Genomic DNA, 13737 nt, shown 5'->3' with positions numbered 1-13737 from the left:
TGAAACATTTCCTTGAATTCTTTTGGGAAGGTAGTTATAATAGTACGGATAAGAACTATATTAATTACAGATATTCAGGGAGAATTCATGAGAAAACTTGCTTTAGACGATACCATATTATTAAAGATAGAAAAACCGGAGAGATATGTCGGCAATGAAGTCAATTCTGTGATGAAAAATCCGGATGAAATTGACATAAGATTTGCGTTTGCGTTTCCTGATGTTTACGAAATCGGCATGTCACATCTTGGCCTGCAGATTTTATATCATATGTTTAATGAAAGACCCGATGTCTGGTGTGAACGGGTGTATTCCCCATGGAACGATCTGGATCAGGTTATGCGCGAGAAGCAGATCCCGTTATTTGCTCTGGAATCCCAGGAGCCTGTCAGGAATTTCGACTTTTTAGGAATGACGCTTCAGTATGAGATGTGTTATACCAATATTTTGCAGATATTGGAGCTGAGCGGTATAGCCCTTCACTCTGAACAGCGGTCGGAAGATGAACCAATTGTAATCGGCGGAGGCCCCTGTACCTACAATCCGGAGCCTCTGGCGGATTTTTTTGATCTGTTCTATATCGGCGAAGGCGAAATGGTCTATGACCGGCTTTTTGACGCCTATAAGGCGAATAAAAAAGCGGGTGGGTCGCGCCGGGATTTTTTGCTGCTGGCGGCGGGGATTCCTGGCATTTATGTGCCGTCCCTGTACCGGGCAGAGTATCATGCCGATGGAACGCTGGCTTCCTTTCTTCCCTTATGTGAGGAAGCTCCTGAAAAAGTGGAAAAACAGCTAGTCATGGATTTTGACGCCGCACCTTATCCGGAAGCGCCTGTTGTACCCTATCTGAAGGCGACTCAGGATCGCGTGGTGCTGGAGATCCAGAGGGGGTGCATCCGCGGATGCCGTTTCTGTCAGGCCGGTATGGTTTACAGGCCGCTTCGGGAAAAGAGCCTTAAAACTCTGGAGCAAGCGGCGTCAGCACTTTTAAAAAACACTGGATATGAGGAAATCTCGCTGAGCTCTCTGAGCTCCAGCGATTACCGGGAGCTTCCCGAGCTGATGGATTATCTCATGGAAATCTGCCCCGGAAGCGGTGTTAATATTTCACTTCCTTCCCTGCGGATTGATGCCTTTTCTCTGGATGTGATGTCCAAGGTTCAGGATGTGAAGAAGAGCAGCCTGACCTTTGCGCCGGAAGCCGGTTCACAGCGGATGCGGGATGTGATTAATAAAGGGCTGACGGAGGAGGATATCCTGGAGGGAGCGGGGAAGGCTTTTGAAGGCGGCTGGAATAAGGTGAAGTTATATTTCATGCTGGGACTGCCCGGTGAAACTGAAGAAGATATCAAAGGGATCGCCTGGCTCTGTGAAAAAGTTGCCGAGCGCTATTATGAAATTCCGAAGGAACAGCGGAATGGAAAATGCCAGATTACAGCCAGCAGCTCCTTCTTTGTTCCAAAACCCTTCACGCCTTTCCAGTGGGCTTCCATGAACAGCCGCGAAGAGTTTTTGGCCAAGGCCAGAATTGTCAAAGAAGAAGTCAAGGCGCAGCTGAACCAGAAGAGTATCCGATACAATTACCATGAAGCGGATGTGTCGGTGCTGGAGGGCGTTCTCGCAAGAGGGGACAGGCGGCTGGCTCCTGTAATTGAAACGGCATATAAGAACGGTGCATTGTTTGACGCCTGGTCGGAGAGTTTCCGGCCCGAAGCCTGGTCCCAGGCTTTTGTGTCCTGTGGCATAGATCCGGATTTCTATACATCCCGTTCCAGAAACACTGATGAACTGCTGCCCTGGGATTTCATATCTGCCGGAGTCTCAAAAGATTTCTTGATCCGGGAATGGGAGATGGCCAAGAAGGAAAAGGTAACGCCGAACTGCCGCCAGAAATGTGCCGGCTGCGGTGCGAGAGCTTACGGAGGAGGTGTCTGTCATGAGAGTCAGGGTTAAATTTGCAAAAACCGGGGCCATGAAATTTATAGGCCACCTGGATGTGATGCGGTATTTTCAAAAAGCTCTCCGGAGGGCCGGGATGGATGTGGCTTTTTCTGAAGGCTTCAGCCCTCATATGATCATGTCCTTTGCCGCCCCGCTGGGTGTGGGAATCACCAGCAGCGGAGAATATTTTGATCTGGATCTGAAATCTGCGTCCAGTTCGGCTTCCATGGTGGAACGTCTGAACAGGCAGATGGCCGGTGGAATAGAAGTGTTCAGTGTCCGCCGCATTCCGGAGGATAAAGCTTCAAAGTGCATGACGCTCGTGGCGGCGGCAGATTACAGAGTCACTTTTCGTGAGGGCATGGCAAAACTGCCGGAGAATTGGAAGGAACAGCTGGGAAACTTTCTGGATCAGGAGACGATATATATTCTGAGGAAAACAAAGCGGAGTGAAAAAGATGTGGATATACGTCCCTGGATCTATTCTATGAGAGCTGACGGAGAAGCAGTTGCCATGTGCCTTTCTGCAGGGAGTGTCAGTAATCTGAAGCCAGAGCTGGTCATGCAGGCTTTTGGAAGTTTTATGGGGATTGAATTCCCTGAGTTTTCTCTGCTAACCCACCGGGAAGAGCTGTATGCAAATACCGGGGAGGACGGATTGGATTTGGTGCCTCTGGAAGCATTAGGTGAAGAAATTGAGTGAAAAATTAATTATTGCGTCTGCGGCCGTACAGGGCCGGGAATGTCTGGCAACAGTCCTGTATGATGGACAGAGAGCCGTAGAGTTTTCAATCTGCGCGGAACAGGAAAACAGAATTCTGGGTAATATATATGTGGCCAAAGTAGAAAAAATACAGAAAAATATTAATGGTGCGTTCGTTCTTTTCCAGCCGGACAGGAGAGGATATCTTTCTCTGGATGAATTTGAACATGCCGTCATGAAGACCCGCAAGAAAACCGGGGAATTAAAACCTGGGGATGAACTGCTGGTGCAGGTGGACAAGGAAGCCATAAAACAGAAGCTGCCGCGCCTTACAACGAATCTGACATTATCCGGAAAATATCTGGTTATGAGCACCGGACGGAAGTCCTTGAATTTTTCCAGAAAGCTTTCTGCAGATGAGAGGAGCCGCCTGAAGAAGTTATTTCCTCCGGCGGGCGAGGAAGATTTTGGAATGATTATACGTACCAATGCGCGGGAAACATCAGAAGAGGAAATATTGCGGGAATACGAGACATTAAAAGGTCAGATGGAGCGGATCTGCAGGTATGGAACCTCCAGGAATTGCTTCAGCTGCCTGTTTCAAGCGCCGGGGGATTGGATTATAGAGCTAAAACAGCGGTCCTTCCACACGTTATCTCAGATCATCACAGACCACCCGGGGGTTCATCAGGAGATTGAAGAATATCTGAGAGAAACAGACCGTAAAGGGCGGGTTGCCCTGAAGCTTTATCAGGATCCGTTGCTTCCCCTGCGCAATTTATACAGCTTGGATTCGCTGATGAATGAACTGAAGCAGCAGAAAGTGTGGCTGAAATCAGGCGGGTTTCTTGTGATTCAGCAGACGGAAGCTTTTGTAGCGATTGATGTGAACACGGGAAAATACGGCGGTAAAAAAACTTCTGACGAGACTTTTCATCTGATAAACCTGGAGGCCGCCGGGGAAATTGCCCTGCAGCTCCGGCTGAGGCAGCTGTCGGGCATTATTCTGATTGATTTCATCAATATGAATAACCCGGCCTTTCAAAAAGAGCTGATGGATTATCTGCAGGAGCTGGTCAGCCGGGATTCTGTAAAAACACAAGTGATTGATATTACGCCCCTCCATATTGTGGAATTAACCAGACGTAAGGAAAAGAAATCTTTCCAGGAACAGCTTCAGTCTATTATGGGAAAGGAGAACAGAGCAGATGACCTATGATCAGATCAGGAATACAGCTCCCTGTGGATTTGAGCATTGCAGAAAGAAAAGAAAGTTAAAAGCATGGCACGTTCTGCTGTTTTTTGTGGCAGATATGACTATATTTTTGTTTGCCGGGAGTTATGTCCAGTATTATCTCGGCATGGCTGGGGTTGCGATCACAGAGCTCTGGCTTCTGGCCAGCTCGCTGGTATTCGTATGGCTGATGGGAGCGGATTTTAGAATGACATTCCCAATCAGGAAACCGAGGCCTCTGGCTCTGGCCGGTACACTGGTCATTTGGGTCGGGGGATTCTTCAGCGTTTTGATCTGCAATCTGGTCCTGTTGGTTCTATTCCCTCAGGGAATGGTGAGTAATGGAGAAACTTTTTCCGTTATCTTAAATTCTGTGCCCTGGCCGGCTGCATTTCTGGTTATCGCTGTTTTACCGGCAATATGCGAGGAAGCGATGCACCGGGGAGTTATCCAGTGCGGGATACAGAACAGTATCCACAGTAAATGGGCGGTCGTGCTGATTATGGGATTGCTGTTCGGAGCTTTTCATCTGAGCCCTGTCAAGTTTCTGGGGACAGGGATTCTGGGAGCGGTGATGTCCTGGATTCTGCTGTCGACGGATAGTATGGTGTATTCCAGCTTTTTCCATTTCTTTCATAATGGGCTTCAGCTGGTGCTTTTGATGATCCTGCCCGGCGTCCTGGAAACCTCATTTTTCGGCGCTTCGGCGTTTCAGGATGACCTGATGAAGATGGGTTCTGCGCTGCCGGTATATGCCCTGGGACTTTATATGGCCATCTTTGGTACGGCGGTTCCGATCCTGATCTATGTGGGAAACTGGTTGATCAGGAAATCGCTGGCGCCGGTAAAACCGGCTTTCCTTCCAAAGGGGAAAGAAAAAATCACATTATGTAAGATCCTGATCCCGACGGCTGCGATTTTAGTGACCGGGATCTTAATCACAGGGTACGGCTTTTCCCAGATGCTGGCTTCGATGATTGCAAAATAAGTTTTGTATTGCTTAACTTTTTGTGTTATACTCACAGGGTAGCCAAATACAAGCTTCAGAAGGAGGACAGCGATGCCTAAAATCGCAATTGTTACAGACAGTAACAGCGGCATTACTCAGGAAAGAGGGAAGGAGTTGGGAATTACCGTCGTTCCCATGCCTTTTTTTATAAATGAAAAATTGTATTACGAAGACATTGACCTGAGCCAGGAAGATTTCTACAGGCTTCTGGCTGACGATAAAGTGACCGTCTCCACATCCCAGCCTTCACCAGGAGACGTGATAGCGCTCTGGAATGAACTGCTGAAGGTGTACGATGAAATTGTGTATATTCCCATGTCCAGCGGCCTGAGTGCTTCCTGCAGCACAGCCATTTCTCTCGCTGAGGATTTCGGCGGTAGGGTTCAGGTTGTTAATAACCAGAGAATCTCCGTTACGCAGTATCAGTCTGTTATGGACGCTATCGCCCTGAAAAAAGCCGGATATGACGCTGCCGGGATCTGTGGCGTATTAGAAAAGGAAAAGATGGAATCCAGTATCTATATCATGGTAGATACCCTGAAATATTTGAAAAAGGGCGGAAGAATCACTCCGGCAGTGGCCCTGATCGGTACAGTGCTGAATCTGAAGCCTGTTCTGCAAATACAGGGTGAGCGTCTGGATTCCTATGCCAAGGTGCGCGGACTGAAGGCAGCAAAAAAGGCTATGCTGGAAGCCATGCATAATGATTTTGACAACCGTTTCGCTCAATATGCGGCAGACGGAGATATGGCACTTCAGGTGGCATATTGTTATGGTCAGGATGACGTGGTAGAAGAGTGGATAACCGATGTAAAAGCTTCATTCCCAGGAATGGAGATCCATGGAGATCTGCTTTCTCTGAGCATAGTCTGTCACACAGGACCGGGCTGTCTGGCAATCGCAAGCGCGAAAAAAGTCCGAAAAAACTAGCAAAATCCATCGGAATACCTGGAAACAGTTGACAAAACAGTTGTTCTGTGCTAAGATATTTCAGTGTGCCGCACAGAGAGGTTAAAGCGTTAGAAGATAACCACCAAATCTGGCGAGTAATGATAATAGGAGGTGCCATATGTACGCAATTATTGCAACAGGTGGTAAACAGTACAAAGTAGCCGAAGGCGATATCATTAGAGTGGAAAAGCTTGGTGTAGAAGCTGGCGAGACTGTTACATTTGATCAGGTACTTGCAGTAAGAGATGACGCAGCGCTGAAGGTTGGCGACGATGCGGCGAAAGCCAGCGTTACCGCTTCCGTTCTTGAGAACGGCAAAGCAAAAAAAGTCATTGTCTACAAGTATAAGAGAAAAACCGGATACCACAAGAAAAACGGTCATAGACAGCAGTACACGAAGGTTAAGATTGAAAAAATCAATGCGTAAGCAGCTGGTGACTTTATGACAAAAATTACGTTTTATCAGAACCATGCAGGACAGTATACGGGCTTTGAATTGAAGGGACATGCAGGCTATGCGGAAGCAGGCGCCGATATCATATGCGCGGCTATTTCGGCATTGGCGATTAACACGATTAATTCTCTGGAGAGATTGACAGATGATGATTTCACGGTGAACAGCGATGAGGATCATGCATGTATACGGCTTTCCATTCAGGGGAACCATAGTAAGGAAGCAGATCTCCTGCTCCGCTCACTTGCCCTGGGACTTGCTGATATGGAGTCTGATGAAACCAACCAAGAGTATATGGATCTCATTTTCGAGGAGGTGTAGGATATGTTGAAGATGAACCTTCAGTTCTTCGCTCATAAAAAGGGAGTTGGTTCCACAAAGAACGGACGTGACTCCGAGTCCAAGAGACTGGGTGCGAAGAGAGCGGACGGACAGTTTGTAAAAGCTGGTAATATTCTTTACAGACAGCGTGGTACCAAGATTCATCCTGGTGTGAACGTTGGCATTGGAAAAGATGATACTCTGTATGCAAAAGCAGACGGTGTTGTCAGATTCCAGAGAAAAGGAAGAGATAAGAAACAGGTTTCTGTTCTTCCGGTAGCTGAATAAGAAGCGAGCGGGGCTGTTGCAGACTTTGTAATAGCTCCGTTTTTTTCTCATCGATTGTGGAGGAAAACTATGTTTGCGGACAGAGCAAAGATTATCATAAAATCCGGAAAAGGCGGCGACGGCCATGTGAGCTTCCGGCGTGAAAAATATGTGGCAGCAGGCGGGCCGGACGGCGGTGACGGCGGAAAAGGCGGCGACGTTATTTTCCAGGTGGATGAGGGTTTGAATACCCTGGTAGAATACCGCCACAGCAGGAAATTCTCCGCCCAGAACGGTGAAGAGGGCGGCAAACGCCGGTGTCATGGCAAGGATGGGGCAGATGTGATCCTGAAGGTACCTGAGGGCACAGTTATATTGGACAGCCAGACAGGTAAGGTGATCGCTGATATGTCCGGAGACAACAGAAGACAGATCGTGTTAAAAGGAGGCCGCGGAGGAAAGGGCAATATGAATTATGCCACTCCGACTATGCAGGTGCCAAAATACGCCCAGCCCGGGCAACCGGCCCAGGAGCTTGAAGTGAGGCTGGAGCTGAAAGTGATTGCGGATGTAGGTCTGGTGGGATTTCCGAATGTGGGTAAATCCACTCTTTTGTCCAGAGTCAGCAATGCAGAACCTAAGATCGCCAATTATCATTTTACAACTCTGAACCCTAATCTGGGCGTTGTGGATCTGGAGGGCTGCAGAGGATTTGTCATCGCGGATATTCCTGGCCTGATTGAAGGGGCCTCGGAGGGAGCCGGGCTGGGATATGAATTTCTGCGTCATATTGAGCGTACAAGAATGATGATCCACATGGTGGATGCCGCCTCTACGGAGGGACGGGACCCGGTGGAAGATATTTATAAAATTAATCAGGAGCTTGAGAATTATAATGCAGAAATAGCCGCCAGGCCGCAGGTAATCGCCGCGAATAAAATTGATTCTATCTATGTGGAAGAGGGCGGAGAGGATCCGGTTCAGCGTCTTAAAGACGAATTTGAACCAAAGGGTATCCAAGTGTTTCCTATATCTGCGGTAACGGGTCAGGGCATAAAAGAGCTTCTATATTATGTACAGGACCAGCTGGATCATCTTCCCAAGGATACGGTGGTCTTTGAACCGGAATTTTTTCCGGAAGACATGCTGGCCAGGGAGAATCTGCCATATACTGTGTCACGGGATGAAGAAGCTCCCAATACCTTTGTAGTGGAAGGGCCCAAGATTGAAAAAATGCTGGGCTATACCAATCTGGACTCAGAAAAAGGGTTTGCGTTTTTCCAGAAGTTTCTGAGTGAATCAGGAATTCTGAAGGAGCTGGAAGAAGCCGGGATACAGGAGGGCGATACCGTTCGTATGTACGGACTGGCTTTTGATTATTACAAATGACGGAGGACATTTGAATGGAATGGATCGCAGGAACCACATCGGATCAACGTCTGCATTTCTGGATTCCGGAAGGAGGGAAAATGCTTCCGAATCCACTACTGACAGGTTTCCAATATGAGGGGCATCAGGATCAGGAATCTGATTACGGTCCTTACCGTTATCTGGAAGCAGAAAGGCTGTACAGGAGAGCGGCGGCCTTCCGATGGGAAGATATCACTTTCCAGTGTATACAGGAGTGGTTTATTGTTCCGTCTAATCGGAATCTTCTGGCATTCCGTCAGACTCTGGAATCCTCCGGAGACTGCTGTTACCACCTGGAGACATGGGTGGAAGAGCCTGATGGCACTGAAATCTGGAGCAGTTGTTTGCTGATTGACCAGGAAGATAATTCCTGCGGGCTTTTGCTGGAGGAGTATGCCAGACCGGGGATTGCGCTCTGTGAAACAACGCAGCTTGTGTCTGCTTCCGTGCGGATCAGTGAGAGCAGGCATGGCTGCAGTCGCAGCTATGATGTCACTGCGTGGAAGGAGACTCCTGTGAAGCTTGAAAAATACATTTCCCTGCGCCGGGAAGATAACGAAAATTTCCGGGAACTGGCTTTTGCGGAATGCAGGCAAGCCTCAAAGCTTCGGTTTGATGCTCTTTTGAAGGGTGCGGCTGTCAGTGTTACGAAACCGAATGGAATGAATTAACTGCGCCTGTTTTTGTTATGGCGTGGATTCAGGTCTGACAGAAAAGAGTTTTAACATCATAGTTGCAGGAGAATATACCGGGAGGAATGAAATTATGACAAGTAAGCAGCGATCTTACTTAAAAAGTATAGCAATGACCACAGAGCCCATTTTACAGATTGGGAAATCCAGCCTGACGCCGGAATTTACCCAATCTGTCAGCGAAGCCCTGGAAGCCAGGGAACTGATTAAAATCAGCGTCCTGCAGAATTGTCTCGATGATCCGAAGAGCATAGCCCAGACGCTGGCTGAGCGGACTAATTCAGAGGTTGTGCAGGTGATTGGTAAAAAGATCGTTTTGTACAGAGAAGGCAAGAAAGATAAGAAAAAAATTTTACTACCCAGGGCATAGGTGCTTGATACATGACAACTATAATGAAAAAGATTGGCATAATGGGAGGCACTTTTGATCCCATTCATATTGGACATCTGATCCTGGGTGAAGCGGCGTATCAGCAGTTTCAGCTGGACAGGGTCTGGTTCATGCCGGCAGGGAATCCACCGCACAAGCAGAACCGGAAGGGACGTGCCAGTGATGAAGAACGGGTGGAGATGGTTCGGCGTGCGATTGCCTCAAATCCGCATTTTGATGTTTCAATGATTGAGATGAATGAAGATGGTTACACCTATACCTACCGGACGCTGGAAACCTTGCGGAGCCAGAATCCGGATACGGATTATTATTTCATCATAGGGGCTGATTCCTTGTTTGATCTGGATCAATGGAGGGAACCTCAGAGAATTCTGGAGGCCTGTCATATGGTTGTAGCCACAAGGAACCAGATACCCGAGGAACAATTCAACCAGATATTAGCCAGACGAAGAGAACAATATCAGGGGGACTTTTTTCAGCTTGATACACCGAATCTGGACATTTCATCAAAACATCTCAGAAAAATGATCAGAGGTGGTGAATCAGTAAAATATTATTTGCCTGATCCAGTCATTGAGTATATTAATCAAAAACAGTTATATATGGATAAAAGTGATGGCGGACAACGCTGTGATATGCAGTATCAGGAATGACGGCAGGAGAGTACACCAATGGAAATACAATGGAACAAAATCAAGAACAAGCTTAAAAAGGAGCTGGACGCGAACCGCTTTGAGCATACCCAGGGAGTGATGTATACAGCCTCTTGCCTGGCCATGGCCCATGGAATTGATATGGAAAGAGCCAGAATAGCAGGCCTGCTTCATGACTGCGCAAAATGCATCCCAAATCGGAGAAAAATAGATTTGTGTGAAAAAGCTAAACTTCCGGTGTCTGAATTTGAAAAGGAATATCCTTTTCTTCTTCACGCTAAACTGGGAGCTTACCTGGCGGAAAAGGAATATGGTGTCCGGGACAGGGAGGTATTGAGCTCAATTCTCTGGCATACGACAGGAAAGCCAGCTATGTCTGATCTGGAGAAGATCATTTATATTGCAGATTATATTGAACCCAACCGGAATAAGGCACCGCATCTGGAACAGGTCAGAAGACTGGCCTTTGATGACCTGGACAGCTGTATGTGTGAGATTCTAGAGGACACAGTCAGCTATTTGAGCGCAAATCCCAAATCTATGGATAAAACTACGTTAGATGCCTATGACTATTATAAAACCATATGCGGTAAAAGAACAGGAGTGAAGGAAAAAGATGACAGAGGCTAAGAAAATGGCAAGGCTTGCGATTGAGGGACTGGAAGACAAAAAAGCTAATGATATACGGATCTTGGATATTGAAGAAATATCAACAATAGCGGACTATTTCATTATTGCCAGCGGAACAAACAGAAACCAGGTACAGGCAATGGCAGATAATGCGGAGGAATTCCTGGGGAAATCAGGATACAGCCCAAAACATATCGAAGGCTACCAGAACGCAAACTGGATTCTGATGGATTATGGGGATATTGTGCTGCACCTATTTGATGAAGAAAACCGTTTGTTCTATGATCTGGAAAGAATCTGGCGCGATGGAACAGTAATTGAAAAAGAGGCTTTTCTGGAGCCAGTGGGACATAAAGCAGAATAAAATAATTGAAGTGCGGGTAAAAAAGATATCAGATGGAAACCAATGCGGGATAAAACGCAGGATGGTTTCCATCTTTTATTTTTGTATAGGATTGTGCTTATTGCATAAAACGGAAAACGCCGATCACCTTGCCTAGGATCTGAAGCGCACCTCTTACTATAATAGGCTCCATAGTGTCATTTTCCGGCTGGAGACGGAAATATCCGTTCTCCCTGTAAAATGTTTTCACAGTTGCGGAATCCTCAACCAGGGCGACTACCATTTCACCGTCTCTGGCTGTGCTCTGTTTTTCAACAAGCACATAGTCACCATTTAAGATGCCGGCGTTAATCATACTTTCGCCTTTTACCTTCAGCATAAAAGTCTCAGTGTTTGGCAGACGGTCTACCGGGATGGGAAAATAGGATTCAATCTGCTCAACGGCAAGAAGGGGCTGACCGGCAGCTACATTGCCGATTACAGGAACGCTGGCAAATTCTGAAGAATCCACCTCACCGGCTGCAGCTCCCAGGCGGCTGATTCTGGTATCCTGGAAGTCGTCATCGAGAATTTCTATTGCCCTCGGCTTGGTGGCATCTTTCTTTATGTAGCCATGTTTCTCCAGCGCCTCCAAATGGGCATGTACGGAAGATGTGGATTTGAGCTGAACTGCTTCACAAATTTCACGAACGGCAGGAGGAAAGCCCCTTTCAAGAATTTCCTTCTTTATATATTCTAGTATTTCTTTTTGCTTTTTGCTGATAGGACCTTTTTCCATTATTCAACCTCCGTTTTTTCATACGTTAATCATACCACAAGTGCTTTTAAAATGCAAACATATTTTCCGAACATCTGTTCAAAAAATCTCTTGACAGAAGGCGCATAATGTAATATACTTGTAACAAATAGAACAGTTGTTCGGAACACGGGTTCTGACCATCACATATTTACAAATGATTAATGGAGGGGATTACATCATGAACAACCGAAAGAGAAAAGGCAACAGCAAATCCAGAAACAATGGACTCAAGAATTTTGCAGTGATTTTAGTTCTCGCGGCTGTAGTCGGACTGATCATATTCCGGATTACAGCCCAGCCAGCCAATGCGGACAGCAACGATACGTCCAGCCGTTACAAATATTACACAAGCGTCTGCGTGGAATCAGGTGACAGTCTTTGGTCTATTGCCGAAGAATATATAACTGTTGACTATGAAAATATTTATGAATATATTGAAGAAGTAAAAGAAATGAATCATCTGCACAGTGATTTTTTGAAATCGGGAACCAGGCTCTGTATTCCCTATTATTCATCAGATTATAAAGCATAGGTAAGTTTTATTATGCCTTTGTGTATTTAAACAGTCCAAAACAACCTACAGGACCCTTAGAGAAGGGCCCTTCAGAAAAGTCTTCCAATTGCCTTGCGGTAAGAAACAATTGGCTATTTGTCTTAGAGTAGTTTAAAGAAACTGGATGGAGTTGTTATAAAAGCGGCGATCTGAAAGTTACAATTGACGATTGAGGCGTGATTGTGTTATGATTATTAATCATCGGCTCAACTATTCGAAAAACCTGTGTTTTCCGAATAGTTGTATTAATATTTAGAGACATAGATGTGACTATATGTTATATCTATGTCTCTTTTATTATATCAAAAATCAAAAAGAAAGAAGGAAAAATTATGAAGTTAACCATGAATGCAAACTATTTAAACAGAGAATCGAAGCCGGGAATTAAAGACCCGAATAAAATCAATTATACTGTCCTGTTTATGCAGGGGACAGATACAGTCACTTTATACACGACTGAGCAGGTTTTTAACAATCTGGAAATCGTACCGCCAATGACAGAATGCAAGGTGTCATTGGATTATAATTCTCAGTACAGGTCATTGCGTCTAATGGATGTACAGCCTATTAAAAAGTAGTCTTCTCCCGCTGTCAGGGGCTTGCAAATTTGGCACAAATTTGTGCGTAGCACCCTTGACAGCTTCCACTAATAAAGATACTGGTTCATTGCAGGAATCAGCACTCTGGGCGATTCCTGCTTGATTACAAGGGGGTTTGGTTTTGGATGATGAAAATATTGTTAAGGATCAATCTGTTCTTTCTTCCTCTTCTGCTTCGGACGATGGGGACGCTTTAAAAACTACTGGTGCCACTACTGACACTAAGGATACATCAGATGTAACAGATACACCTGATCTTCAGGAACTTCTAGAAGAGATTCATAAACATGATGTTGTAATTGAAACTGCCGTGATTCACATGGATAACATGGTGAGCAATATTCAGACGTTGGGCATCTGCTCTTCTGTTCTTCTGGCGGTTTTGATCGGTTGCATCCTCTCTTCTATCCTATCTAGGTTTTTTAGGGGGTGACAAGGTGCAGGAACTATATTCTTTATCTGATTTAATGTCTTACATATTATCGTTTATTCCCATTGGCTTTTTGCTGGGTTGTTTTCCCTTTGTGGTTGGTCTTGCGGTCAATGGAATAATAAAAATCTTTAAACAGGTAGCTTAAATAAACGAAAGGAGAAAAAGGTATGGAAGCAATCTCAACGGCTCTCACAACTTCCTTTACATCTGTAGGAAGTGAACTGACTGGAATTATCTCCAGTGTACTGCCTATTGCCCTTCCGATTGTCGGCGGCGTTATGGTCGTGGTTATCGGTATCAAGATCTTTAAGAAGATTACTGGCAAAGCCTAAGCGTTTCTCGCTTAAGGGGGGG

19 protein-coding genes are annotated in these 13737 nt (G+C 46.0%); 18 read left to right on the top strand and 1 reads right to left on the bottom strand.

Annotated elements, in window-relative coordinates:
• The first annotated feature begins 87 nt into the window (after positions 1–87).
• The 14 genes from H9Q79_RS04825 to rsfS all read left to right on the top strand — a co-directional run bounded on the left by H9Q79_RS04825 (position 88) and on the right by rsfS (position 11020).
• Positions 88–1953, top strand: coding sequence for a TIGR03960 family B12-binding radical SAM protein (locus H9Q79_RS04825; RefSeq protein ID WP_249329296.1), 1866 nt, complete (start codon positions 88–90; stop codon positions 1951–1953).
• A complete protein-coding gene (locus H9Q79_RS04820; RefSeq protein WP_118644472.1) occupies positions 1937–2644 on the top strand; it encodes a TIGR03936 family radical SAM-associated protein in 708 nt (235 codons plus the stop codon). Before H9Q79_RS04825 ends, H9Q79_RS04820 begins: the two co-directional genes overlap by 17 nt.
• Positions 2637–3863, top strand: a complete 1227-nt coding sequence (locus H9Q79_RS04815) for a ribonuclease E/G (RefSeq protein WP_147371437.1) — start codon at positions 2637–2639, stop codon at positions 3861–3863. The genes H9Q79_RS04820 and H9Q79_RS04815 overlap by 8 nt, the downstream gene beginning before the upstream one ends.
• A complete protein-coding gene (locus H9Q79_RS04810) occupies positions 3853–4866 on the top strand; it encodes a CPBP family intramembrane glutamic endopeptidase (RefSeq protein WP_118644476.1) in 1014 nt (337 codons plus the stop codon). Before H9Q79_RS04815 ends, H9Q79_RS04810 begins: the two co-directional genes overlap by 11 nt.
• A gap of 72 nt (positions 4867–4938) precedes the next feature.
• On the top strand, positions 4939–5817 hold the full coding sequence (locus H9Q79_RS04805) for a DegV family protein (RefSeq protein WP_118644478.1): 879 nt from the start codon (positions 4939–4941) through the stop codon (positions 5815–5817).
• A 139-nt stretch (positions 5818–5956) separates the two neighbouring features.
• Entirely contained in the window at positions 5957–6265 is a 309-nt protein-coding gene (gene rplU / locus H9Q79_RS04800) for a 50S ribosomal protein L21 (RefSeq protein ID WP_249329295.1), read from the top strand.
• Between the two features lie 15 nt (positions 6266–6280).
• Positions 6281–6613 carry a ribosomal-processing cysteine protease Prp gene (locus tag H9Q79_RS04795; RefSeq protein WP_118644482.1) on the top strand — a complete coding sequence of 111 codons (333 nt, stop codon included), beginning with the start codon at positions 6281–6283 and terminating at the stop codon, positions 6611–6613.
• Between the two features lie 3 nt (positions 6614–6616).
• A complete protein-coding gene (gene rpmA / locus H9Q79_RS04790) occupies positions 6617–6901 on the top strand; it encodes a 50S ribosomal protein L27 (RefSeq protein WP_118644484.1) in 285 nt (94 codons plus the stop codon).
• Between the two features lie 69 nt (positions 6902–6970).
• Positions 6971–8269, top strand: a complete 1299-nt coding sequence (obgE, locus tag H9Q79_RS04785; protein ID WP_118644486.1) for a GTPase ObgE — start codon at positions 6971–6973, stop codon at positions 8267–8269.
• A gap of 14 nt (positions 8270–8283) precedes the next feature.
• A complete protein-coding gene (locus H9Q79_RS04780) occupies positions 8284–8961 on the top strand; it encodes a hypothetical protein (protein ID WP_118644488.1) in 678 nt (225 codons plus the stop codon).
• Positions 8962–9055: 94 nt separating this feature from the next.
• Complete coding sequence (yhbY, locus tag H9Q79_RS04775) at positions 9056–9352, top strand: ribosome assembly RNA-binding protein YhbY (protein WP_118644490.1); 297 nt, start codon at positions 9056–9058, stop codon at positions 9350–9352.
• Positions 9353–9363: 11 nt separating this feature from the next.
• Complete coding sequence (nadD, locus tag H9Q79_RS04770) at positions 9364–10026, top strand: nicotinate-nucleotide adenylyltransferase (RefSeq protein ID WP_118644492.1); 663 nt, start codon at positions 9364–9366, stop codon at positions 10024–10026.
• A gap of 18 nt (positions 10027–10044) precedes the next feature.
• Positions 10045–10656 (top strand): bis(5'-nucleosyl)-tetraphosphatase (symmetrical) YqeK, encoded by a 612-nt coding sequence (yqeK, locus tag H9Q79_RS04765; protein WP_118644494.1) that lies wholly within the window; start codon positions 10045–10047, stop codon positions 10654–10656.
• Positions 10643–11020 (top strand): ribosome silencing factor, encoded by a 378-nt coding sequence (gene rsfS / locus H9Q79_RS04760; protein WP_118644496.1) that lies wholly within the window; start codon positions 10643–10645, stop codon positions 11018–11020. The genes yqeK and rsfS overlap by 14 nt, the downstream gene beginning before the upstream one ends.
• 97 nt (positions 11021–11117) lie before the next feature.
• On the opposite strand, the gene lexA is transcribed toward rsfS, so the two are convergent.
• Positions 11118–11777, bottom strand: coding sequence for a transcriptional repressor LexA (lexA, locus tag H9Q79_RS04755; protein WP_118644498.1), 660 nt, complete (start codon positions 11775–11777; stop codon positions 11118–11120).
• Between the two features lie 199 nt (positions 11778–11976).
• Between lexA and H9Q79_RS04750 the strand changes: the two genes are divergently transcribed.
• The 4 genes from H9Q79_RS04750 (at position 11977) to H9Q79_RS04735 (ending at position 13715) form a co-directional block, all read left to right on the top strand.
• The gene (locus tag H9Q79_RS04750; RefSeq protein ID WP_118644500.1) at positions 11977–12330 is read left to right on the top strand and encodes a LysM peptidoglycan-binding domain-containing protein; all 354 of its coding nucleotides are present in this window, start codon (positions 11977–11979) and stop codon (positions 12328–12330) included.
• 353 nt (positions 12331–12683) lie between these two features.
• Positions 12684–12929, top strand: coding sequence for a hypothetical protein (locus H9Q79_RS04745; RefSeq protein WP_147371438.1), 246 nt, complete (start codon positions 12684–12686; stop codon positions 12927–12929).
• A 142-nt stretch (positions 12930–13071) separates the two neighbouring features.
• Positions 13072–13383, top strand: coding sequence for a hypothetical protein (locus H9Q79_RS04740; RefSeq protein ID WP_118644504.1), 312 nt, complete (start codon positions 13072–13074; stop codon positions 13381–13383).
• A gap of 167 nt (positions 13384–13550) precedes the next feature.
• Positions 13551–13715, top strand: a complete 165-nt coding sequence (locus tag H9Q79_RS04735) for a major coat protein (protein WP_249329294.1) — start codon at positions 13551–13553, stop codon at positions 13713–13715.
• Positions 13716–13737 lie beyond the last annotated feature (22 nt).

Source organism: Wansuia hejianensis, from assembly GCF_014337215.1.
Lineage (GTDB): Bacteria > Bacillota > Clostridia > Lachnospirales > Lachnospiraceae > Scatomonas > Scatomonas hejianensis.
Note: the sequence above shows the minus strand (reverse complement) of the source record. Positions and strands in the feature narration are given on the sequence as shown.